The organism is Chryseobacterium sp. Leaf394, from assembly GCF_001424105.1.
GTDB lineage: Bacteria > Bacteroidota > Bacteroidia > Flavobacteriales > Weeksellaceae > Chryseobacterium.
Genome location: NZ_LMQH01000011.1, coordinates 87,768 through 109,595, shown reverse-complemented (window position 1 = coordinate 109,595; position 21,828 = coordinate 87,768). Strand labels below are relative to the sequence as shown.

Below are 21,828 nucleotides of genomic sequence, written 5' to 3'. Positions count from 1 at the left end.
AAAAAAAATATCAAATATTAACTATAATTAACAGCTATGATAAAAATCATTATGACTTTACGATTATTTATTAGTTGAAATTACGGAATCTGTTTTTATAGAGTCTCTCTTCGGAGTCTGTTTTTTATCTTTTTTCTTCTTTTTAAAGAAAGAATTGAAACTTTTACTCCAGACAACACCTCCACCATAGGCCTGATTTGCAGAACCATTGGTAATTACTGTTCCGTTACCCATTCCAATGTTGGTAGGTTTTGAATATCCTCTCAGAATCAGCGTTCCGTCATTCTTTTTTGAAATATCATACTCAATTGAGCCTTCGCCGGACAGGTAATTCTGGGTTGTTCCCTCGGTCTGATTTAAAGGAATCCCAAGACCTGTTTTAACCTCTATTCTAGGTGAAAGGGCAAAACTTAAACCTGCGTTGGCACGGTCTCCGGTATTTGACCCCAAATCACCTCTCACGTAATTTAAATCAATCTGAAACTCACTGCTCATCGTATTGATGATAGATCCAAGCTGTTTTAAAGCAAGATTATAGCCGGATGATTCCGCCAAACCTGCTGCATCCAGCGATACGGTGCTGCTGCTTGTATTAAAACTGTTTAAAAGGAGAATTGATCCGAACTGCAAAACGTCTTCACCTTCGGCCTGATTAATTCTTGTTGCCAAAGCCTCCTTCACCTGGCTGGAAACATCCAAAGCCGTTACTCCCAATTTTACATCTGGATCATTTAAAGTATTAGTAATTTTAGCCTGTAGCAGAACATTGATAGGTCCAACGCCAATGTTAAGGTATTGTCCGGCATTTGAAACCGTTCTCACATAATTGGCGGTGATATCCAGAGTCGGCGTCATGGCATTGCCATCCCAGCTGATGCTGCTGCCTTTCTGAATCTGGAACGTTCTGTTCAGAATTGCTTTTGATACGAAGGTTCCGTTTTCAACAATGTAATCTCCACTTAATTCTATATTTCCCGCGCGGCTCATTCTGAATCTCAGATCATCAGCTACACCTTTTACATTAATATTTCCAACGTCATCTCCCACCAGAACATTTACGTTTGTACCTTTATCAACATCCAGCGTAAAATCGATATCCATGTTGGCCCCGGTTTTTTTCTTTTCTTCCAAAACTACAAGTCCGCTTTTATTTTCCTGAAGGAATCTAAGCATTTTAAACTCTTCCACATTGGATGTAGAAGCTGAATTGAAAGTGAAATTACTTCCGTTCAGCGCTTTCATATTCGGAGTTGAAAGGCTTAAAGCAGAAACAGGTCCATCAACGAAAAGTTCGCCCTGACCGTAAACTCTACCCCAGAACAGATCGTAGTCTTTCTGAGTGGTATCGAGCATTAATAAATTATCTGCTCTCATCAGTAAGGAAATCCCCATCGAAGACAGTGTTTCAAATCTGATCAATCCTGAAATTGTTCCTTTTGAATTGGCTCTTCCGTCGTGCACACCGATGTTGTTGAGAATCGCGAGACCTTTAGTTAGATCAATCGTTGTATTGTCAAATGTATAATCTACTCCGGTGAAAAGAAGTTTTAAACCAAAATCTTTCAGTGCAATATTTCCACTGTAATCGAGGTTTTTCATTGTTCCGTTGATCTTCAGATCGCCGGTTGCTTTGCCCCGCATATTACCGAAAACCGTCTGTACAAACTGCTGTGCGAAGGAAAGATCAAACTCATCGAGCTCAGCGTTGAGATCGATCGTTGGAGTAGCTGTATTGTTACTAACAGTTCCTGTAAGATGAAGATTGTTATTCCCGATAATCCCTGCAGAAGTCACTTTTACATCAACATCGTAAACGTTAAGCGAAAAACTGTTGGTCGCAGAAATGGTGATATCGCCCATATCATTTCCGTTCATCATAATATCATCAACCGTAAGATCCACCAATGGCTGAAGCGTGCTCTGATCCATCCTGATCTTCACATTTCCGTTCGCCAGACCTTTGATATCCATGGTATTTCCGTTTGGAGTCATTTCAAGGATCTTTCCAATGGCAAAATTGCTCACTTCGGCATCAAGATAGAAATCTTTTGCTGACTTAAAAGTTGCTTCATTCACCTGTAACGAACTTTCGTCAGAATATATTCTCAGATTCCGTATTTCAAAATCGGCTGTCTTCTTCCGGTACGTGATGGAATGATCAAGCGCAGGATTGGTATCAATAGCCCATTTCACATTATTAAAATTAACTTCTGTAGGCTCAAACCTGAAAACGTAATCTCCAAACTCATTGCTCGACTGGTTAAAATTAACCGTGTAATTTTTCAGATTTTCATCCTCTTCGTCCTGTGGACTGCCGTGTTTAAAGCTTGCAGCAATTTTTAACTGAGTATTATTGTCATTCTGCCCTGTAAGTATAATATCTTTAAGAATATTCTGATTGTACTGAAGCCTGTTTATTTTGGCATAAATCTGCTGATCCAGACTTGCTGTATTAATTCTCACCTTTATACTGTCGACCATCGCACTGTCGCGGGTTATTACAAGACGGTCATTAATTTTATAATTGGGATTTGCTTCTGCCAAGGCACGGTCAGCATCCGTAATTTCCTGCTGTTTCGTCATGATGTATCTCATTGAAGCCGCATCCAGATCAAGAACTAAATTATTAGAATCTCCGTCATATTCTGCAACAACTTTTGCACCCTGTGAAAGTTGAAGATCAGGCATAAATAAAGCAACCAAACCCTGTTCAATATCGAAATTCAGATTAAATTTCTGTCCGCGGTACAGTTTTCTCGGAGTCGGACCTACAAGAATTTTTGCCAGACCGTTTTGCACCATTCCCGAAAGATCAGCAAGATTAAACTTCCCTGAAATCTGTCCGTCTACAGCTCCGGGAGCGTTTACATCAATAATTCTGTTACCGCCTTCCACTCTTGTGTTGATTTTCGCATGGGGAATGTGATACTGGTTGCCGGCATTGGCAAAATAAACGTTGTCTACACTCACATCCAAACCTAAATCATTGAGATCAGACATCGCCATCTTTCCATTGATTTTTCCGCTGACGATCTGTCTGCCCGCCTGTCCGGTAAAATAATTCAAATTTAAAGAATTGATATCTGCATCTACATCGGCAGAAATTCTTGATGTACTGAAATCAATCAAACCTTTTACTGTCGCTTTTACTTCTTCATCGTTCACGGTGATGAGACCGTTGTATTTTCTGTGATCAAGCAGACCGTCAAGATTGAGATTATTGATTTCCTTATCCATAATTTCGATGCTTGAAATCTGAGATTTTGTAGAAATTCTCATGGTGTTCACATCGAAACTCTGCCCGTTAACGTCGAATCTTCCCGAGATCAATCCTACAGCTTTATTTTTTGTAATGACTGATGTATTCAGATCTTTTACGACTGCTAAACCGGAATATTTCGGCATTGGCGAACTATATTCCCTTAACGAAAAATTCGTAATCTGTGCCTGTCCGATTCCTGTAATAAGGTTTCCTGAAGACACAAAAACCTCTTTCGGATTTACCCTTGCGCTACCATTGTATTTTAATTTACCGAAATCATCTGCAAAATTCTTCATTTTAGCAGAGATGAATTTAGGCATCATCGCTTTTAAGTCTTTATAAGTAAAATCCGCTGAAAGAGCTTTTGTTTCTATTAAAAAATTGCCTTTCAACAAATTTTTTACCTCCATTTTTTTGGTCGCAATGTTGACTGACGGATTTCTGATCAGGAAATTATCAAGCGTAAAATTATTCAGCGGACCGGTCATTTTACCTGAGACATTAAAAGGGATAAAATTATCCCAGTTGGTTACAAAATAGCTGATATCGTAGCCGCTGATTTGACTTCCGAGCTTCATATCCATTTCCCACTTTACCTTATCGGCAAAATCAGCCCACGAGCCGTCATGTAAATTAAATTTAATGTCGCCCTGCAGAAGTGAATGATCTGTATTAAAAGTTAAATCCTTCAGCAAAAGAAAATCTTTGGTCATCGCAAAGTCTGTGGAAAAAGTTTCTACAAAGTGAGCTTTCCCCCATCTTTTTGTGGTAAAAGTAAAATTATTGATTGTTGCGGCAATGTTCACTCCGTTTACTTTTACTTTTGGCGCAATGAGATTGACATTGGTTGCCGTAAGCCATTTCCCTGGTTCGCCGGGAGAATTCTGATTGACAATTGAAACTTTAGAATCTAAAATTTCGAGTCGGGAGTTTAACTGAAATGGTGGTTTTGACGGATCGGCTTTTTTTCCGCTGTCGAAAAGCTTTGTAAATCTGATGAAATTTGAAATACTGTCGCCTTTGTACGTAATCACTTTTATATCAGCATCAATCAATCTTAATCCGTTAAAACTTAATGAATTGTGTTTTCCGATATTGGTTGCGAGAGAAAACCAATCTGAATTTGCTTTGAATTCCCGTGCTTTTATAAAATCAACATCTTTATAATCCTTGATTCTAAGCCCTTTGATGGTAACGTCACCGAAGAAATCTACTTCAACGCTTTCTGTAGACATTTTGGCTTTAAAATCTCTGTTCACAATCTGCAAAGCCTGATCTGCAGCCCATCTTTTGGTCACTGGCAGATTGATGGCAATAAAAACAAGAACCACGATAGAGAGAACTGACCAAAAAAGAATCAATAATAATTTTGCCCACCAAGAATAGCTTACCACATCTTTGGCAGCCTGCTTTCCTAATTCCTGAGCGGTATCTATAGGATGTCTGATGGCATCGGCAGCAAAATCTGAAGCTTCTTTCACCGACTCCTGAACATTTTCTACGGTTTTCTGTACCTGATCTCCCAGATTTTCACTTACCGTTTTTTTGTTCTTATTTTCGTTATTATTCTCTAACTTTGCCATTATAATGAGCGACTCTATTATTTTAGGTATCGAATCGTCTTGTGACGACACTTCTGCAGCGATTATCAAAGGAAATACCATTCTCTCCAACATCGCGGCCAATCAGGAAATTCATAATGAATATGGCGGTGTGGTTCCGGAACTGGCTTCCAGGGCACATCAGCAAAACATTATTCCTGTTGTTGAAAAATCTTTCGTCAAAGCAAATATACAACAAAATGCAATTTCTGCGATAGGTTTCACAAGGGGTCCCGGACTTTTGGGTTCACTGCTTGTGGGCACATCATTCGCAAAGTCTCTGGCTATGAGCCTTAACGTACCTTTGATAGAGGTTAATCATCTTCAGGCACATATTTTGGCACATTTCATCGACGATGCAAATCCTGTGCCTCCTACATTTCCGTTTTTATGTCTGACCGTAAGTGGTGGTCACACCATGATTGTGCTTGTAAAAGATTATTTTGATATGGAAATTATCGGAAAATCTATAGACGATGCTGCCGGAGAGGCTTTTGATAAAATAGGTAAAATATTAAACCTTGATTATCCCGCAGGACCAATTATCGATAAATTAGCTAAAGAAGGAAATCCTGACACCTTTCAGTTTAACAAACCGCGGCTTGAAAATTATGATTATTCTTTCAGTGGAGTGAAAACTTCTGTTCTTTATTTTATACAGAAAGAAGTTAAGAAAAATCCTGATTTCATTAAAGAAAACCTGAATGACATCTGTGCCTCTGTACAGAAATGCATTGTTGAAATTTTGATGAATAAATTGCAAAAGGCTTCTAAAGATTTAAATATAAAAGACGTTGCGATTGCGGGTGGAGTTTCAGCCAACTCTGAACTGAGAAAAGTGATGCAGAACAACAAAGAAAAACTTGGCTGGAATATTTACATTCCAAAATTTGAATATACCACAGATAATGCAGCGATGATTGCTATGGTCGCTCAATTGAAATTTGAAAGAGGAGAATTTACCGATTTAAGGACGACGGCAACCTCGAAATATGATTTGTAGTTTTTTACTGCACAAGGTTTAAGGAAATGTTTGAAATATTGTGAATAAAAAATTTACAGTATTTAATTTACAGTTCAAACTTATTTACATTTTTAATTTTACAATTAAAGTTTAGGCTTTAAAATAAACATAACATCAACAGATGAAAATATTACTTGAAGAAAAAGTACTGGGAACTCAATCTAAAAAGAATTCGAAATATTATTGGGTTTTGGAAACCATTACAGGAAAAAATGATGCTTCGGCAGAATTTGATGAAGATGATTTTCAAATGATAAGTTCAGAGACCGGTTTTATTCAGAATGTAAAGGAAGAAGTGATTGAGAAAATCAATGCTGAAAACGTTTTTAGCTTTTCGTACGAACCGAACGAAGGTGATTATCTATCTATTAAAAATAATCTCAGAAAAAACGAATATCTGAATCTGATTTTCATGAATAATGTTTGGGTGGAAGAAATTTACATGTGTTCCTACAGAGACTGCGAAGGCGATGTTTACACAACTATAAAAACCGGAGTAGCATTTTTGAGTGAGAATGAGATTTATTTTTAGGTATTAATTCAATTTACGGAGCCGTTTATTGAAAAGGACTTCGACAGGCTCAGTCTGACAACGGTTAATCAGCTTTTGATAAGGAAGATATTCAATTAAAATATAATTTAAGCATATTATAAATTATTTCATTTATGAAACTTTTTTTTGGCGAAATAAGCAACGGAAAAGCAATCATCAACGACGAAGAACAGCAGCATATTGTAAAGGTTCTCCGCATGAAAACGGGTGAAGAAATTCACGTGACCGATGGCAAAGGTAATTTGGCAGGCGGCAGACTGGTCATTGAAGGTAAAAAGGCAGGAATTGAAGTTGATGAAATTAAAATGAAAACTCCTGATTTCAGTCCGAAACTTCATATTGCGATTGCGCCAACTAAAAACATCGACCGGATAGAATTTTTCGTTGAAAAAGCAGTTGAAATGGGAATTTCTGAAATTACCATTCTTCAGACTGAAAAAACGGAGCGCAAAAATCTCAACATCGATAAAATCAGAAAGCAGGCAATCGCAGCTTCAAAGCAGAGTTTAAGATTTCATTTTCCGATCATTAATGATTTAATTAAATTACCTGATTTTTTGAAAAATATTGATTCTGAAACCACTTTTGTCGCACACTGCAACGAAAATCTGGAGAGAATTAATTTAAATGAAATTCCAAAATTGGAAAACTATACTTTTCTGATCGGGCCTGAAGGCGATTTTTCGGATAAGGAAATTTTATTTTTGGCCGAGAAGGGAATTAGAGCAGTTTCTCTCGGAAATCAACGTCTGAGAACGGAAACGGCGGGTGTCTTTGTCGCTGCATGGAATTATAATAAGATGTTTTAATCTTCTTCACCCTCAACTTCAAAGTGTGTTTTTATAAACTTTCCTTTTTTGAACTGATATGTTGAATAGTAAAAAGTCGTAGGACCAGCGTGGTAACTGGACGTAATTTCTTTACTCTTTAGATTTGCAACAGGATTTATTATTTTACTGAATGACGGTGAAAATATGTATTTGCCTGATTTTTCATCGAAAAGCCATAAGTAATACGATTGGTCAACCATCCCTACCCACTTGATCAGTTTAAAATCTTTAGAACCGTCAAAATTCCAGTCTTCATCACATGAAAAACTCACTTCATAATCATGCAAAACCAATGTAGAATCTTTTTCAGTCTCTAACTTTTGAAATAATTTCCCACTCTTTAAGACTTCTATTTTTGGGAAATTGATCAGTCCACTTTTCTGTTCTTCGCAGAAAACTTTGTATTCAAAACCATTTCCTTTTTTTGAAACTGTATATTTTCTGACAATTTGAGACCTTTTGATCTCTTCTTCCTCCTGAATTTTCAAAATTTCCTCGTCAGACAGTTTGACTATTTTTTCTTTTGCAATTTCTCGAGAATCTATTTTAATAACAGGCTCAACAGTTTTGGATTTCTCATCTTTCTGACAGGAAAAAATCAAAAGTAAAGCAATCAACAAAACTGTATTTTTCATCAAATGAATTTATGTATTTTCTTTCAAAACCTTATTATAAATCTGTTGTCCACTCTTAATGGAATTTACAGCCCAGCGGATTTTCATCTGCAGCAGTTTTTCTTCGTTTAATTTATAATCAATATTCGATTTTATGAGTTTCTGTTTCAGTTCATACATACAGATCGAAGCAGCAACCGACACATTAAAACTTCTTGTAAAACCATACATTGGAATGGCTAAAGTTTCGTCTGCAAAATCAAGAATTTCTTCGGTAACGCCCTGCATTTCGGTTCCGAAAACCAAGGCAATTGGTTCGGTAATTTCGTAGTCAGGGAGAAATTTTGCGTTCTTTTCTAATGAAACTGCGACCATTTTGTAGCCGCGGTCTTTGATATTCTGAAAAGACTCCATATTTCTGGGCAGTTTTTCTACTTCCACCCATGTGTCTGCACCTTTTGTAACTCTTAAGTTGGGTTCAAAACTGTATTCTTCCTGCAGGGCAACGACTTTATGAAAACCACATGCCTCAACAGAACGCACAATCGCAGCCGCGTTTCTGAACTGATAAATATCTTCAATCACCGGAAGGATAAAATCTGAACTTTCCGGTGCGAAATGTTCGATTTTGGAAAGTCTTTCTTCTGTGAGGAAATTTTTGAGGTAATCGTAAATCTGCTGGTCTTTCATCCGGCAAAAATAATAATTTTTTTGAGGCAAAACGAGACATAGAAGTGTGGAATATGTTGGGACATGAAATGCTTTTAATTGTAGAAAACACCGTTGATTAACAAAAAAATCTGCGCCCCGGCTTGAGTGGAGCTCTTTTTGTGAGGAGGTACGACGAGCAAAAAAGCGGGAACGGAAGACGGATACAGGCGCCCAAAACAAAAATAATATCTTAAAAAAACGTATTTTTGAATCTATGAAAAGAAAAGTACTGTTGATCTACACCGGCGGAACCATTGGGATGGAAAAAGACTACGAATCAGGAAGTCTCAGAGCGTTTGATTTCGGAAACATCTTTGAAAAAATGCCTGAAATGAAGCTGATGGAATGTGAGGTTTTTGTGCATCCTTTCGCCAAACCTCTGGATTCTTCGGATATGGGACCAACAGAATGGAAAATTATAGCCAATTATATTCTGAATAACTATACAAAATATGATGGCTTTTTGATTCTCCATGGAACGGACACCATGTCTTACACCGCATCAGCACTGAGTTTTATGCTGAAAGGCTTAACAAAACCTGTGATTTTGACTGGATCTCAGCTTCCGATCGGAGATCTGAGAACTGATGCCAAGGAAAACCTTCTCACAAGTCTATACTACGCAAGTCTCTATGAAGAAAACGAGGCAGTCATTCAGGAAGTTGCGATTTATTTTGAATATAAACTTCTTCGGGGAAACCGTACTCTGAAATATTCTGCTGAATTTTTTGATGCTTACTCAAGTCCAAACTACCCTATTCTGGGGCAATCTGGGGTGCATCTAAACATTGATAAAGATAATCTATGGAGAACTTATTCAAAATCTGAGTTTTATGTGGATGATCATATTTGTGAGGATATTTTATTCTGGAGGATTTTCCCGGGCATGAATCTGAATCATTTCAAGGAAATTCCGAAAATGAAAGTTATGATTCTGCAGGTATTCGGTTCAGGAACCATTTTCAGCAGCTCGAAAACTTTTGAAACACTTCAGCAGATAAGAAATAACGGGACTGAAATAGTGGTTGTAAGCCAGTGTATTTCTGGTGGAATTTCATTCGGGAAATATGAAAACAGTAATATTTTTGCAAAAATAGGTGCCATAAGCGGTAAAGATATGACTGCAGAAGCTGCGATTACCAAAGCGATGCATGTATTGAACAATCCAAAATATGAGGGAAGTTTTGCTGAAAATTTTTCGAAGAATATTTGTGGTGAAATAAGTGAATTGGGAAATTAAGCTTTTGTTAATTCAATAAAATACTGTACTTTTGCAGTCTTCAAACTAGAGAGGTGTCCGAGTGGTTGAAGGAGCTACCCTGGAAAGGTAGTATGCGGGTAACTGTATCGAGGGTTCGAATCCCTTCCTCTCTGCTGAAACCGTCTGTTAACAGGCGGTTTTTTTGTGTTTATACTCCAGATCAGAATATCACATTCGCATAATATTTTAGTATTATTATAAATTATTCGTTATTTTAATAAAAATTAACATTTATCAGCATAAATTGTTGTATTTTTGCATCACACTAAATCTACTAAATAAACACAATATGTCAACAAAACTATTCATCATCATGACGGCTGTCGTCTTATACAGCTGTACTGCGCCATCAAAGGATCCGGACATCCAGATTCCGAAACAGGAGACTGAATCACATGAAGAAATTGTTTTTCATGATTATACAGATCAACTCGGTGAAAAACTTTCTGTAGGAACTCACAAAGAAAACAAAGCTAAAACCGTAAAATACAACGGAACAGTTTACATTCTCGAAAAAGATTTTGAAAGCAACACCTATTCTACTTCTGACAACCAATATCAGTTTACTGAAAACAATAAGGAAGTTACTTTTCTGAAAAAGAACTACAATATGGTTCTATTTACTTCAAAGAAAATTACAAATCAGGCTACCACGCAGATGCAGTAATCAGGTTTTCATTAGAAATTTAAGGTAAAAATCTTTCCAGCGAAATTTCTGCAGGCAACGGCACCTCATTTTCAATAAAATCGTAAAGATGTTTTGAGAAGAAACTTCCGTTGAGTATTCCGCGTGCACCTAAACCGTTGAAAACATAGAAATCCCTGTGGCTCTTGTGTCTGCCGACAATTGGTCTTCTGTCTTTGACGGTTGGTCTGAAACCAAAGCTGATATCTTTCACTTCAAAATCAAAAGGATAAATTTCAGCCAAGCCACTGACAAGTTGCTCTACCGCGGAATCATCAATTTTAGAATGGAGCTGATCCCTGTCGTAAGTTCCGCCGTAGAAATACAGTCCGTTATTTAAGGGAAAAAGAAAATGTTTTTTCTTGATAGTGACGCTTGTTTTTAAATCATTCTGAAGCCGAACTTTGATATGGTGACCCTTATTTGGGATTACGGGAATATCTCTGAAAAAAGGGTTTTCTGTAACTCCCATTCCCTCGCAGAACAATATATTTTTAAATTTAAATTCTTTGTAAGTATTTTCAACGGGATTGATTTGACTGTAATCAAGTTTTTCTTTGACTAAATAATTTTTTGATTCTAAATAAGCAAATATATCGCTGAAAAAGGAGGCTACATCAAGACGCGCAGACTGGCTAACGCTGCCTGTTCCAAAAGGATTTCTCACATCTTCCAACTGAGCAAATTCTGTATTCAGAAAATTCTGTAATTCTTCAGACGAAGATTTCTTTAACCAGAGATTTTTTTCATTTTCATCATGGAAAATACGGTGAATAGGCTGTTCTATTAAATAATTTTTATCAGTATAGCTGGCGATTTCAGACAATACAATTTTTAAATAATCAATCTGTTCCTGTGCCTTCCAAAAGGTTGTAAATTTTTTGAGAACAACCGGATTAATAATTCCGGCAGAAACCTGGGAAGCTCCTTTGCGACTTTCTGAGAACAACCTAAAAGATTTGCCTTCCCTGATCAGATGATGAGCAAAAAAAAGCGCCGCGTATCCGTCGCCGACGATGATGTAATCTACATTTTCCATAATAAAAAAACCTGAGTAAAAGTACTCAGGTTTTTTATAAATATCAAGTGGATTCTTAATAATTCCACATATCATTTTCCATTTGAAGAATCTGTTCTTTGATTCTTTGGCTTTCAGCTAACTGCTCTTCTGCATTTTGAGGAATGTACTCTTCAATCTTTCCATCTCCTGTTCCAGTAGAAGATTTGTAAATTATTGAAGAAAATCTTCTTGCATTGATTACATCATCAAAAGAAATATCTGCTGAAGAGTTTTTCTTGTTGTAGACATAATTGTTTGCTAAAATATCTCTAGCTTTTGGATAGTAAACCCAAAATAAATCTATTAACTCATCCTTACCAGCAATTGCTTTTCCTTCAGCATCATAAACACCTTGAACCGCAGGATCAGGACCCATTGCTGCAATACCTAACGGTCTGTACTTCATTTGTCCATCTCTTCTGTCAATGAACCACATACCCATAATTTTCAACATCTTAACCTTATCGGTTGTAGTTTGAAAAAAGTCGGTATATTCCTTTTTCTCCTGCTCAGTAAGTGGTCTACCAGATTGTAAAATGTCGATCGCAGCGTCATTTAACACTACCTTCTCTAATCTCTTTCTGATTCCTTCAGCAGATAACTTAGTAGTAAAATCTTCGTCATCATAAACTTCTTCAATCTGACCATTTAAAGCTGCATCTAATAAAATCTGATACAAAGATCTTGTATTTTTAGATAGTAAGCCGTTAGGGTTATCGTAATAGAATGGCTGATTAATCTTATCATTAAGATCTATAATCTCCCAAACCATCATACTTTTTAAGATATCTTTTTCATCAACAAATCCGTATTCCAAAGGAGCAACTTTATTGCTGATTACAGTATCCCCAACTTTTCTCATGTTATCTGCTCTCATCTGTCTGAATTCATCAGGAGATGAAGCATTTAGAATAGTCTGAGAAAAAACAAACCCAGAGGCTAAAACTAAAAGACTGCTAATATATTTTTTCATAATAGTTGTTTTAAATTATGGAACATGAATTATGATTGGAGTAATTCTCTTGATAGGACCTTCCAATCCCTGAGCTGTTGCTTTAATCTCAATAATTGAAACATCATCTCCTGATCTAACATTTTTCAATAATCCAGCTGCATCACTTAGCGAATTACCTTTCACTAACATTGCTGCTCTCCCAGGAACTCTAACCATGAATTCAGTTACAGTAAACGTAACAGGGAAATCAAAGTCTGGAATTGCTGCCTGAACTGATTGGTTCTGAATTGAAGTAGCCGGCATTGTTAATACATTCTGTCCTCTCATTTGCCCTTGTGGCGGCGGTACATTTTTAATTCTATATTCAAATACCTGAGAAACACTCTGACCACTCGGATTCGTTCCAGACAATGTTAATTTAACTGTATTACCTGCCTGAGGTTTTACAATCCATTTACCAGCACCTGTATTTCTAACAAGTGCTCCAGGAGCAGATAATGAAAGTTTGGAATTATCAGCACCTAAGATAGATCCAGATACTGGGTTTTCTAAACCTCTATACATTACATTCATCTTATCAGCAGACAGTAATAATCCTTTTTCAAGTTTTACTTCCTGAGGACCTGCAATTACATTATATGTATGGTTGAAAGGGTGTGTAGTTACTTTACCTTCAGAATCAGTTAATGAAATTACACCTGAAAATTCTCTTTTACCAATACCTCCAGTGTTCAGTGGTAAATAACCTTTACCGTTCTCCTGTCTGCTTACGCCTGAGATTCTGATTTTATCACTGTTAGAATAAGATCCTAACATTACTACAGCTTCAGCTTTACCACCGGCAACGATGTCTGTAGGTGCAGAAACGATAGCTTCGTACTGATTAAACTTGATGCTTGCATCCACTTTCTCAGAAAGCATCATTGCCAATGCATCAGACTGTACGTTTCTCGCATCATTCTGAATAATTTCTAAATTCGAGATCGCTGCAATAAGCGGCTGGTGATAGAATTTATTCTGGAACCAGGTTTTTCCATTTGGAGATTTACCCTGAGGATAATCTGTAATAATAGATTTGTTTGCTCTGTTTACTACGTCTACCAATTGAGGATTTTTTCCAAAAGTTGTATTGATGTAATTTCTTACGTCATCCATTTTAGCTTTAAGATCTGCCGCACCTTTAGATGTTGAGTTCTCATCACCTTCCTTGAAGAAAAATTCTGTAGTGGCCTCATTGTTGTTCAGTGCAGAGAAGTTTTCGCTTACATCCATATCCTTTCCGGTTTTAGGATCTTTATCGAAAAATTCAGATTTCTTTTTTAAATCTACCTTTACAGTTTCAGCAAACTGAACTAAGTCGTCGATTTTCGTTTTAAGAACACGGTATTGCTTCAAAGGTTCTGCATACGTATCCGGTACCTGCATTGCTTTTGCTTCAAGTGTCTTTTCAAAAATCTTTTCATTTTTGCTTTCTGTCAAGCTTCTTGTTTCGTTAAGAGCTCGTGTAGAATCATAATATGATCTGATGATTTCAACATCAATGTTTAGGGCCATCATTGCGATGAACACCAAATACATTAGGTTGATCATCTTCTGACGTGGAGTCTGTTTTCCTTTTGCCATTATCTTTTCTTTAGTTTTTGATTAAATTAATGGTTAAGGATTATGACTTCATAGCAGTTAACATACCACCATAAACTCTGTTTAAGCTGTTTAGGTTGGTTGTTAAACCTTGTAATTCTTGGTTAAACTTCTCAGACTGCTCTGCTGATTTCTGCATATCATCAACATACTTTTTAGCAAATTCAGATTGTCTGTGACCGTTTTCTAACTGCATTGCATAAAGAGCATTCATGCTTTCCATGTGTGTAGCAGCTTTGTTTAACTGGTCGTTGTATTTGTGAGTAGAAGCAGAAACGTCAACAGTTTGATTGATTTGATCTACAGAACTTGAGAATTTATCGATTCCTGTTCTTAATCTGTCGAATAACTGCACGTCTAATTTTGCATCCTGAAGCATCTTGTCTAATTTACCAGATAAAGAATTTTCTAGTTCTGCAAAATGATCTACTGTATTTTTAGAAGAAACATTTGAGTGTAAAGGATTTGGGTTTGCATGCTTGTCCAACAGTTCTGGATAAACATTTTCCCAGTGGTAAGATTCTTCAGCTGCTGGTGGATCGAAAGCGAAGATAATGAAGATAATCGCTTCAGTAACCAATCCAACAGTAAGTGCGATATTACCATTAATAGGTCCCAGAGTAATGTGAGTAATTTTTAGCCAAGCTCCAAGAATTACAATTGCCGCACCGAATGAATAGAAGAAATTCATCCACGCATCTTTAGTCTTAAACATATACGTTAGTTTTTTTTAAAATGAGTTGTTAATAAAATGATATAAAATAAATGGTAATATTATCTGTTTACTCTTTTAGCTTTTACTGCAGCTTCCGGAATATCCTGTACTGTTCTGAAACCGATGTAGCTTCTTGCAGAATCTTTTCTTTCCCAGTCTCTGGCACCGTTCATCAACATGTAACCTACGTCTTTCCAAGAACCACCTCTTACAGATTTTTTCACTTCAGTTCTGTCTTTAGTAGAAGGATTTAATGTAGAAGAGAATGTGTAAGATGAGTTGTTGTACGGAGAATCTGTCCATTCAGAAACGTTACCGGCCATATCAAATAAACCAAAACCGTTCTTTTTGAATTTCTTTACAGGAGCTGTGTAAGTGTAAGTACCTTTCACATCATCTTCCATATAGTTACCTCTTTTTGGTTTGAAGTTTGCAAGATAGCATCCTCTGTCATCCATTAAATAAGGACCACCCCAAGGATAAGTTGCGTTTTGCATACCTCCTCTCGCAGCATATTCCCATTCGAATTCATTTGGAAGTCTGAATCTGATTGGCGCCTGCTTTCTTCTTTTTAAGCTTTCGTTATAATCAGATTTTAATTTAGATCTGAAGTTACAGTAAGCTCTTGCCTGATCCCAGGTAACTCCTACTACAGGATAATCTTTATAAGCTTTGTGCCAGAAGTACTGCTCAAACAAAGGCTCATTATACGTAAAGTGGAAATCTTTTTTCCAAACAGTAGTATCAGGATAGATTGCGATGCTTTCGCTTCTCAGGAAGTTTGCACCTCTCTGATCTTCAGCAACAGCAGCATCCATATCTCCCCATCTGTATGTATATTTTAATTTACTAACATCCAAAAGTCTCTCGCTACCTACTCTTGAAGAAGCCGGTAAATACATTGACTCAAGAACTTCAGCATATTCTACATCTGGATATTTAGAAGTACTCCAGTGCAAAGGAATTTTCCAGTCTAATCTTTTAGTACCATCAAAACCGTCATCTCTTCCACCAGCACCGTCAAGATATTCCTGATACGGAGTAAGGTTTTCTTCTTTTTTAGCAAGATAGGCATAGTCTCCGATGCTCTGACCTCTGCCACCACCGTCACCACCTTCACCGGCAGCTTCAGCAAGCATCGTTCTAGCGATAGAATCTCTTACATAATTAATGAATACTCTGTATTCAGCATTTGTAGTTTCAGCTTCATCCATAAAGAATGAAGATACTGTAACAGTCTTTAGAGGTGCTTTCTCAGGATTGTCTGTTAAGTCCTTATCAGACATACCAGCAATAAATGAACCTCCGGGAATAGCTACCATACCGTATGGTCTTTCCGCTACAAATGACGATGTTTTTTCTCTAGGTATCAATTCTCCTTTTGTTCCTGGCTTCCCAACAGAAGAAGTTCCACCACCTGAACAAGATACCGATGCTACCGACGCAGACACTAATAAAAGAAATATCCTTTTCATGTTAATTTTTATAATTAAGCCGTAAATATATAATTTTTTTAAGAAACTTTTAAGATTTTTTTTAGAATAACGAAAAAAAACTAAAGTTATTTTATTTCCTAGTCATTTTTTTACTCTACAGTAACAGATTTTGCCAAATTTCTTGGCTGATCTACATTTGCCCCCCTGTAAACTGCGATATAATAAGCAAGCAACTGTAAAGGAACAGACGCCACTACAGGAGAAAAACATTCAGATGTTTCAGGAATTTCAATCACATAATCTGCCATAGCACTTACCTGAGTATCTCCTTTATTAACAACAGCAACTACTTTACCTTTTCTTGCTTTAATTTCCTGAACGTTACTTACAATTTTATCGTAATGACCTTTTTTAGGGGCGATGATAACGATTGGCATGTTTTCATCAATTAAAGCGATAGGACCGTGTTTCATTTCAGCTGCAGGGTATCCTTCAGCGTGAATGTAAGAAATCTCTTTTAGTTTTAAAGCTCCTTCCAATGCTGCAGGATAATTGTAACCTCTTCCTAAATACAGGAAGTTTGTAGCATTGATAAAGTCTTTAGCGATTTCCTGAGTTAATTCATGAGTTGCAGTAAGAACCTCTTCTACTTTTTTAGGAATAGCATCCAGTTCTGCAATAAGATTCATGAATTCTGCATTCCCTAAATTACCGTTATGTTTTCCAAGCTTTAAAGCGATCATGCTTAAAATAGTAAGCTGAGCTGTAAAAGCTTTCGTGGAAGCTACACCGATCTCCGGACCAGCGTGTGTATAAGATCCTGCATCAGTAATTCTTGCGATAGAAGAATCTACCACATTACAGATACCATATATAAATGCACCTCTTTCTTTAGCTAATTTTAAGGCAGCCATCGTATCTGCAGTTTCTCCAGATTGAGAAATAGCAATTACAACGTCTTTATCTGTAATAATTGGGTTTCTGTATCTGAATTCTGATGCGTATTCTACTTCAACTGGGATTCTTGCGAATTCTTCAATTAAATATTCACCAATCAAACCTGCGTGCCAAGAAGTACCGCAAGCGATGATGATGATTCTGTTTGCATTTTTGAATTTCTCGATATGATCCCAGATTCCAGCCATCTTGATGATTCCTTCATCTACAAGAAGTCGACCTCTCATCGTATCGTGAATTGATTTTGGCTGTTCGAAAATTTCTTTCAGCATAAAATGCTCATAGCCACCTTTCTCAATCTGCTCTAAGCTCAACTTCAGTTCCTGAATTTCAGGCTGAATTTTAGAATTCTCAACTATTGTTCTGATGTCTACACCTTTTTCAAGAGAGATAATTGCCATGTGACCCTCTTCAAGATAAATGGCTTCTTTCGTAAATTCTACAAAAGGAGAAGCATCTGAAGCAATGAAATATTCTTTATCTCCTATTCCAATAGCCAATGGTGAACCTAATCTTCCAACTACCAGAACTCCCGGATAATCTTCATGCATTACTGTAATTGCATACGCTCCGTAGACTTCATTTAATGCGAATCTTACTGCTGTTGGAAAATCTGTTTCCGCATTAAGATCCATAAAATACTGGATTAGGTTTACCAAAACTTCAGTATCTGTTTCAGACTGAAAAGTAAATCCTTTATCGGTAAGCATTATTTTTATAGTATCATAATTTTCAATAATACCGTTATGAATAATTGCTATTTTTCCGTTGTTTGATAAATGGGGATGTGAATTTCTGTCACTCGGTACGCCGTGTGTCGCCCATCGTGTATGACCCATTCCTATTTTTGCAGTTCCTTTCAGCTGACTTGCAATTCCTTCTAAATCATCAACTTTACCTTTGGTTTTTTGCACTTCCAGACTGTGATCTGCTTTTTCAAGTACAATTCCGGCACTGTCATATCCTCTGTATTCAAGTCTTCTGAGGCCGTTGATTACAATTTCGTAAGCATCCTGAAAACCTGTATATCCTACAATTCCGCACATAAATTATATATTGTGTTTTTTATTTAAATTATTTTGATCCGTAAACTAATATCAATTGCGCTTTATCTTTATTTGCAGAATCAGATCCAACAAAGACTATCCTTTCCCGCGCAAAAGGTCTTGTAGTTAAATTATAGCCAGCTAATGCCACACCATCAGATGCCCGTAAAAATTGCGCAATATCGATTTTTAAATATTTATCCGCATATCCTTTACCTCCTTCAACGATATCTTTCAGAGACTGTGTTACTGTAAAATCATAATAAGCATTTTTTTTATCTAAATTAAAAGCTTTTAAATACGCAAAATTCGGTGCTCCGCTCAACGCGGTTATATCTGTTGTAAATGCTGTTGTAACTTTACCATTGTTATCTTTATCTTTCTGAACGATAGTCAATTCACTTGGTTTCAAAAGGGAATTTTCCCAGGTTTGAGAATCTACATATAGTCTTACTTTTGCAGTAACAATAGCAGTCTTATTATTTTGATATTTAGTTTTTAAATCTTCGATTACTTCTGGCTTAAATTTAATTCCAATTGAAGGACCTCCCATTCCCTGTGCATATAGTTTTTTATGACCATTTGTCGCATCAGCAGTAATTTCTGCATCAAAACCTGCAGGCCTTGTGTAATTTACTAAAGATGAATGCGCATTTCCTGAACCTAAAGTAAAATTAAATGTATTTCTAGTTGCTGTTGTCGTACCATTCTCAGTCTTATCATATTTATAATACATAATCACCTGAGTTCCGGCATCGTTAGGATTGATTGAAAATAAATAACCGTCATTCTCCTGAACAGAAACTTTCAAACCTCTGAAATATCTGATGAAGTTTGACATATCCTTAAGTTCAGACTGACCTTTCTTCGCAATAATTTTATTCTGGAAGAACGTTTTATCTAAAGGAATTCTAATATCATTAGTTGATGTGAAAACCTGCTCGTTATTTGCATCTTTTGTAATAGTAACAGATTTTGCAAAGCCGTTAAATACTTTTGATCCCAGTTCAACACCAGCTGCAAAATCTTTATTTGAAAAGACGCTATCTGTATAACTTCCCATAAATTCAGTAACTTCATGAACTTTTAGAGTAAGCGGCGTAATATTACCTGCAGTCTTTGTCTTGCCGTACTTGCTTACTGGTATGGTTTTCAATTCTAACTTAGCATCAGCATTTCCGTCAGGATATACATAGCTTTCGTTCGTAGTTGTTACAAGTGAATCTGAACTTTGTGGTACATTTGGTTTTAAGACCATAACAACCGAATCTACAACCGCGTTAGTACCAAAATCCGGATCATAAGCAGCCATTCTGATTTGTGTAAAATATGACGCCTTTTGCCTACCAAACTGCGGTTCATCGAAAACACCAATTACTGCACTGCCCAAAGTAGAAAAATCCGCTCTCACAATATCATTATTGTCAATATTGTACGCGATAAGGTCATAAGAAACCTCATTTCCATTGGTACCATCTTCTAAAAAAAGCTGCTCACCCAAACTGTCGATTTCCGGTTCGCAATTATAAAGCACAGCACTCCCGATAACCATCAGAAACAATATGGCAAATGCTCTTTTAATATTATTGATCATTAAAATTATTTTAATATAAAGTTTTGATTGAATCTACATCAAGATATTCCGACTTTGCAGTGGAACTTTCGTTGAATGCTTTATCCAGATTTTCATTTAAAAATTCGTCACCTTTTACGATGCTGTCTACATAGCCCATGCTTTCGATAACAAAACTTTCAAAACTCGGACTTTCCAGTGATTTAAGGTCTGAAATATTATCAAACTTAAGTTTTTCAGAAACAGTAGAACTTAAAGCTGCATTTTTTTCATTGTACACAGAAAGTACAATTTTAGCATCTTTAAAATAAGTATCAGAACCGTAATAAGTTTTAAGGTAAACCGGAACAAAAGAAGCCATCCATCCATTGAGATGAATTACATCGGGAACCCAGTTAAGCTTTTTGATTGTTTCGATCACACCTCTTGCAAAGAAGATTGCACGCTCATCATTATCTTCAAAAGCAACTCCATCATCGTCAAAATAAGTCTGTTTTCTTTTGAAATATTCTTCGTTATCTATAAAATAAACCTGAAGCCTTTCGCCAGGCAGAGAAGCTACCTTAATGATAAGAGGCTGATCCAGATCATTGATAATAATATTCATTCCGGAAAGGCGGATCACCTCATGCAGTTGAAATTTCCTTTCACTTATCTGTCCAAATCTCGGCATAAAAACTCTTACATCATTGCCTTCATTGTGCATTTTAAGCGCCATTTTGTTTACCACCGAAGCTAAATTTGTATCTTCCTGATAAGGGTACATCTCTGTGGTAATGTACAGTATTTTCTGATTGGGCATAAATTCTTTTCTATATTTTAAAAATGCTATAAGGTGCAAAATTACGAAAAAACATTCAACATTATTTTAATTAACATTTTTTTACGATAAAAGAACCCATATCTCTAAAACAAATTATCCTGATTACGTCATTATTTATTATTTTTGAATAAACTATTAAAGTAATATGGAAGTTTTAAAAAGCAGAAAAATTCTTCAGGATTTTATAGAAAGACAAAGGGAAATGGGCAAAAAGATAGGTTTTGCGCCGACAATGGGAGCTTTGCACGACGGGCACCTTTCATTATATAAAGAAGCACGTAAAGATAACGATCTTGTGATCTCATCTATATTTGTAAATCCCACCCAATTTAATAATCAGGATGATCTGGCAAAATATCCACGTGATGTGGACAGAGATCTTCATATATTAAAAAATTCAGGTTTGGTAGATGCTGTTTATATACCTGAAGTTTCAGATATTTATCCTGAGCAGGCGAAAAGTAAAAACTATGATTTTGGCGGACTGGAAAATGAAATGGAAGGAAAATCGCGTCCCGGTCATTTTGACGGTGTGGGAACTGTGGTGGAAGAATTATTTAAGCAGGTAAAACCAGACTGCGCATATTTTGGGGAAAAAGATTTCCAGCAACTGGCGATCATCAAAAAAATGGTTGAAATGCAGAATCTTCCGGTAAAAATAATTGGTGTTCCCACCCACAGAGCAGATAACGGATTGGCTTTAAGCTCAAGAAACCAAAGACTTTCTGAGACAAGAAGAGATGCCTCAAAAGTAATTTTTGAAACACTTACAAAAGTAAAAACCTGGTTTAAGGAAGATTCTTATCCTGTCATTAAAGATAAGGTAAAAGATGTTTTTGATGACCAGCAAAATATGCAGCTTGAATATTTTCTTATTGCTGAAGAAAAGACCTTAAAAGAAGCAGAGTTTTTTTATAATGACAGAAAATACAGAGCATTTATCGTTGTGATTGTAGATGGTGTAAGGTTAATTGATAATTTACCAATGTAGCATAAAAAATCAAAGGCTTCTGGAAAGAAGCCTTTGAAACACCAAATCACAAAATATTAATATGAAAAAAATTTACTTTTCAGTAAACTC

General features: G+C 36.4%; 17 protein-coding genes and 1 tRNA gene. 7 read left to right on the top strand and 11 right to left on the bottom strand.

The window, feature by feature from the left end:
* Positions 1 to 63: 63 nt before the first annotated feature.
* Complete coding sequence (locus tag ASG21_RS05140; protein ID WP_056076745.1) at positions 64 to 4,845, bottom strand: hypothetical protein; 4,782 nt, start codon at positions 4,843 to 4,845, stop codon at positions 64 to 66.
* 4 nt (positions 4,846 to 4,849) lie between these two features.
* Between ASG21_RS05140 and tsaD the strand changes: the two genes are divergently transcribed.
* The 3 genes from tsaD (at position 4,850) to ASG21_RS05125 (ending at position 7,249) form a co-directional block, all read left to right on the top strand.
* Positions 4,850 to 5,866 (top strand): tRNA (adenosine(37)-N6)-threonylcarbamoyltransferase complex transferase subunit TsaD, encoded by a 1,017-nt coding sequence (gene tsaD / locus ASG21_RS05135; protein ID WP_056076743.1) that lies wholly within the window; start codon positions 4,850 to 4,852, stop codon positions 5,864 to 5,866.
* Positions 5,867 to 6,008: 142 nt separating this feature from the next.
* Positions 6,009 to 6,419: a hypothetical protein gene (locus ASG21_RS05130; protein WP_056076741.1), complete on the top strand. Its 411-nt coding sequence runs from the start codon at positions 6,009 to 6,011 to the stop codon at positions 6,417 to 6,419.
* Between the two features lie 134 nt (positions 6,420 to 6,553).
* Positions 6,554 to 7,249 carry an RsmE family RNA methyltransferase gene (locus tag ASG21_RS05125; protein WP_056076739.1) on the top strand — a complete coding sequence of 232 codons (696 nt, stop codon included), beginning with the start codon at positions 6,554 to 6,556 and terminating at the stop codon, positions 7,247 to 7,249.
* Here ASG21_RS05125 and ASG21_RS05120 read toward each other — a convergent pair.
* Both ASG21_RS05120 and ASG21_RS05115 read right to left on the bottom strand, forming a co-directional pair.
* On the bottom strand, positions 7,246 to 7,905 hold the full coding sequence (locus ASG21_RS05120) for a hypothetical protein (RefSeq protein WP_056076738.1): 660 nt from the start codon (positions 7,903 to 7,905) through the stop codon (positions 7,246 to 7,248). The genes ASG21_RS05125 and ASG21_RS05120 overlap by 4 nt on opposite strands.
* Positions 7,906 to 7,914: 9 nt before the next feature.
* A complete protein-coding gene (locus tag ASG21_RS05115) occupies positions 7,915 to 8,574 on the bottom strand; it encodes an RNA methyltransferase (RefSeq protein ID WP_056076735.1) in 660 nt (219 codons plus the stop codon).
* A 235-nt stretch (positions 8,575 to 8,809) separates the two neighbouring features.
* Here ASG21_RS05115 and ASG21_RS05110 point away from each other — a divergent pair, with 235 nt between their 5' ends.
* From ASG21_RS05110 to ASG21_RS05100, 3 genes are all read left to right on the top strand, one after another.
* Positions 8,810 to 9,835 carry an asparaginase gene (locus ASG21_RS05110; RefSeq protein WP_056076733.1) on the top strand — a complete coding sequence of 342 codons (1,026 nt, stop codon included), beginning with the start codon at positions 8,810 to 8,812 and terminating at the stop codon, positions 9,833 to 9,835.
* A gap of 47 nt (positions 9,836 to 9,882) precedes the next feature.
* Positions 9,883 to 9,969, top strand: a tRNA-Ser gene (locus tag ASG21_RS05105).
* A 176-nt stretch (positions 9,970 to 10,145) separates the two neighbouring features.
* The gene (locus tag ASG21_RS05100; protein WP_056076731.1) at positions 10,146 to 10,523 is read left to right on the top strand and encodes a hypothetical protein; all 378 of its coding nucleotides are present in this window, start codon (positions 10,146 to 10,148) and stop codon (positions 10,521 to 10,523) included.
* Between the two features lie 19 nt (positions 10,524 to 10,542).
* Here ASG21_RS05100 and ASG21_RS05095 read toward each other — a convergent pair whose 3' ends face one another.
* The 8 genes from ASG21_RS05095 to ASG21_RS05060 form a co-directional block, all read right to left on the bottom strand.
* Positions 10,543 to 11,580: an FAD-dependent oxidoreductase gene (locus ASG21_RS05095; RefSeq protein WP_056082133.1), complete on the bottom strand. Its 1,038-nt coding sequence runs from the start codon at positions 11,578 to 11,580 to the stop codon at positions 10,543 to 10,545.
* 55 nt (positions 11,581 to 11,635) lie between these two features.
* A complete protein-coding gene (gene gldN, locus ASG21_RS05090; RefSeq protein WP_056076730.1) occupies positions 11,636 to 12,574 on the bottom strand; it encodes a gliding motility protein GldN in 939 nt (312 codons plus the stop codon).
* A gap of 15 nt (positions 12,575 to 12,589) precedes the next feature.
* On the bottom strand, positions 12,590 to 14,179 hold the full coding sequence (locus tag ASG21_RS05085; protein WP_056076728.1) for a GldM family protein: 1,590 nt from the start codon (positions 14,177 to 14,179) through the stop codon (positions 12,590 to 12,592).
* A gap of 40 nt (positions 14,180 to 14,219) precedes the next feature.
* Positions 14,220 to 14,912, bottom strand: a complete 693-nt coding sequence (gene gldL / locus ASG21_RS05080; RefSeq protein ID WP_056076727.1) for a gliding motility protein GldL — start codon at positions 14,910 to 14,912, stop codon at positions 14,220 to 14,222.
* Between the two features lie 59 nt (positions 14,913 to 14,971).
* Complete coding sequence (gene gldK, locus ASG21_RS05075; protein WP_056076724.1) at positions 14,972 to 16,387, bottom strand: gliding motility lipoprotein GldK; 1,416 nt, start codon at positions 16,385 to 16,387, stop codon at positions 14,972 to 14,974.
* Between the two features lie 110 nt (positions 16,388 to 16,497).
* Positions 16,498 to 18,351: a glutamine--fructose-6-phosphate transaminase (isomerizing) gene (gene glmS, locus ASG21_RS05070; RefSeq protein WP_056076722.1), complete on the bottom strand. Its 1,854-nt coding sequence runs from the start codon at positions 18,349 to 18,351 to the stop codon at positions 16,498 to 16,500.
* Positions 18,352 to 18,379: 28 nt separating this feature from the next.
* Complete coding sequence (locus ASG21_RS05065; RefSeq protein ID WP_056076720.1) at positions 18,380 to 19,945, bottom strand: DUF4270 family protein; 1,566 nt, start codon at positions 19,943 to 19,945, stop codon at positions 18,380 to 18,382.
* Positions 19,946 to 19,955: 10 nt separating this feature from the next.
* Entirely contained in the window at positions 19,956 to 20,726 is a 771-nt protein-coding gene (locus ASG21_RS05060; protein WP_056076718.1) for a glycogen/starch synthase, read from the bottom strand.
* A gap of 166 nt (positions 20,727 to 20,892) precedes the next feature.
* Here ASG21_RS05060 and panC point away from each other — a divergent pair, with 166 nt between their 5' ends.
* Positions 20,893 to 21,738, top strand: coding sequence for a pantoate--beta-alanine ligase (gene panC, locus ASG21_RS05055; RefSeq protein WP_056076714.1), 846 nt, complete (start codon positions 20,893 to 20,895; stop codon positions 21,736 to 21,738).
* The last annotated feature ends 90 nt before the right edge of the window (positions 21,739 to 21,828 follow it).

What these genes read in the sequence shown, in the direction of transcription:
- ASG21_RS05140 (WP_056076745.1), bottom strand. Translation starts at nt 4,845, where the DNA reads ATGGCAAAGTTAGAGAATAATAACGAAAATAAGAACAAAAAAACGGTA.
- tsaD (WP_056076743.1), top strand. Translation starts at nt 4,850, where the DNA reads ATGAGCGACTCTATTATTTTAGGTATCGAATCGTCTTGTGACGACACT.
- ASG21_RS05130 (WP_056076741.1), top strand. Translation starts at nt 6,009, where the DNA reads ATGAAAATATTACTTGAAGAAAAAGTACTGGGAACTCAATCTAAAAAG.
- ASG21_RS05125 (WP_056076739.1), top strand. Translation starts at nt 6,554, where the DNA reads ATGAAACTTTTTTTTGGCGAAATAAGCAACGGAAAAGCAATCATCAAC.
- ASG21_RS05120 (WP_056076738.1), bottom strand. Translation starts at nt 7,905, where the DNA reads ATGAAAAATACAGTTTTGTTGATTGCTTTACTTTTGATTTTTTCCTGT.
- ASG21_RS05115 (WP_056076735.1), bottom strand. Translation starts at nt 8,574, where the DNA reads ATGAAAGACCAGCAGATTTACGATTACCTCAAAAATTTCCTCACAGAA.
- ASG21_RS05110 (WP_056076733.1), top strand. Translation starts at nt 8,810, where the DNA reads ATGAAAAGAAAAGTACTGTTGATCTACACCGGCGGAACCATTGGGATG.
- ASG21_RS05100 (WP_056076731.1), top strand. Translation starts at nt 10,146, where the DNA reads ATGTCAACAAAACTATTCATCATCATGACGGCTGTCGTCTTATACAGC.
- ASG21_RS05095 (WP_056082133.1), bottom strand. Translation starts at nt 11,580, where the DNA reads ATGGAAAATGTAGATTACATCATCGTCGGCGACGGATACGCGGCGCTT.
- gldN (WP_056076730.1), bottom strand. Translation starts at nt 12,574, where the DNA reads ATGAAAAAATATATTAGCAGTCTTTTAGTTTTAGCCTCTGGGTTTGTT.
- ASG21_RS05085 (WP_056076728.1), bottom strand. Translation starts at nt 14,179, where the DNA reads ATGGCAAAAGGAAAACAGACTCCACGTCAGAAGATGATCAACCTAATG.
- gldL (WP_056076727.1), bottom strand. Translation starts at nt 14,912, where the DNA reads ATGTTTAAGACTAAAGATGCGTGGATGAATTTCTTCTATTCATTCGGT.
- gldK (WP_056076724.1), bottom strand. Translation starts at nt 16,387, where the DNA reads ATGAAAAGGATATTTCTTTTATTAGTGTCTGCGTCGGTAGCATCGGTA.
- glmS (WP_056076722.1), bottom strand. Translation starts at nt 18,351, where the DNA reads ATGTGCGGAATTGTAGGATATACAGGTTTTCAGGATGCTTACGAAATT.
- ASG21_RS05065 (WP_056076720.1), bottom strand. Translation starts at nt 19,945, where the DNA reads ATGATCAATAATATTAAAAGAGCATTTGCCATATTGTTTCTGATGGTT.
- ASG21_RS05060 (WP_056076718.1), bottom strand. Translation starts at nt 20,726, where the DNA reads ATGCCCAATCAGAAAATACTGTACATTACCACAGAGATGTACCCTTAT.
- panC (WP_056076714.1), top strand. Translation starts at nt 20,893, where the DNA reads ATGGAAGTTTTAAAAAGCAGAAAAATTCTTCAGGATTTTATAGAAAGA.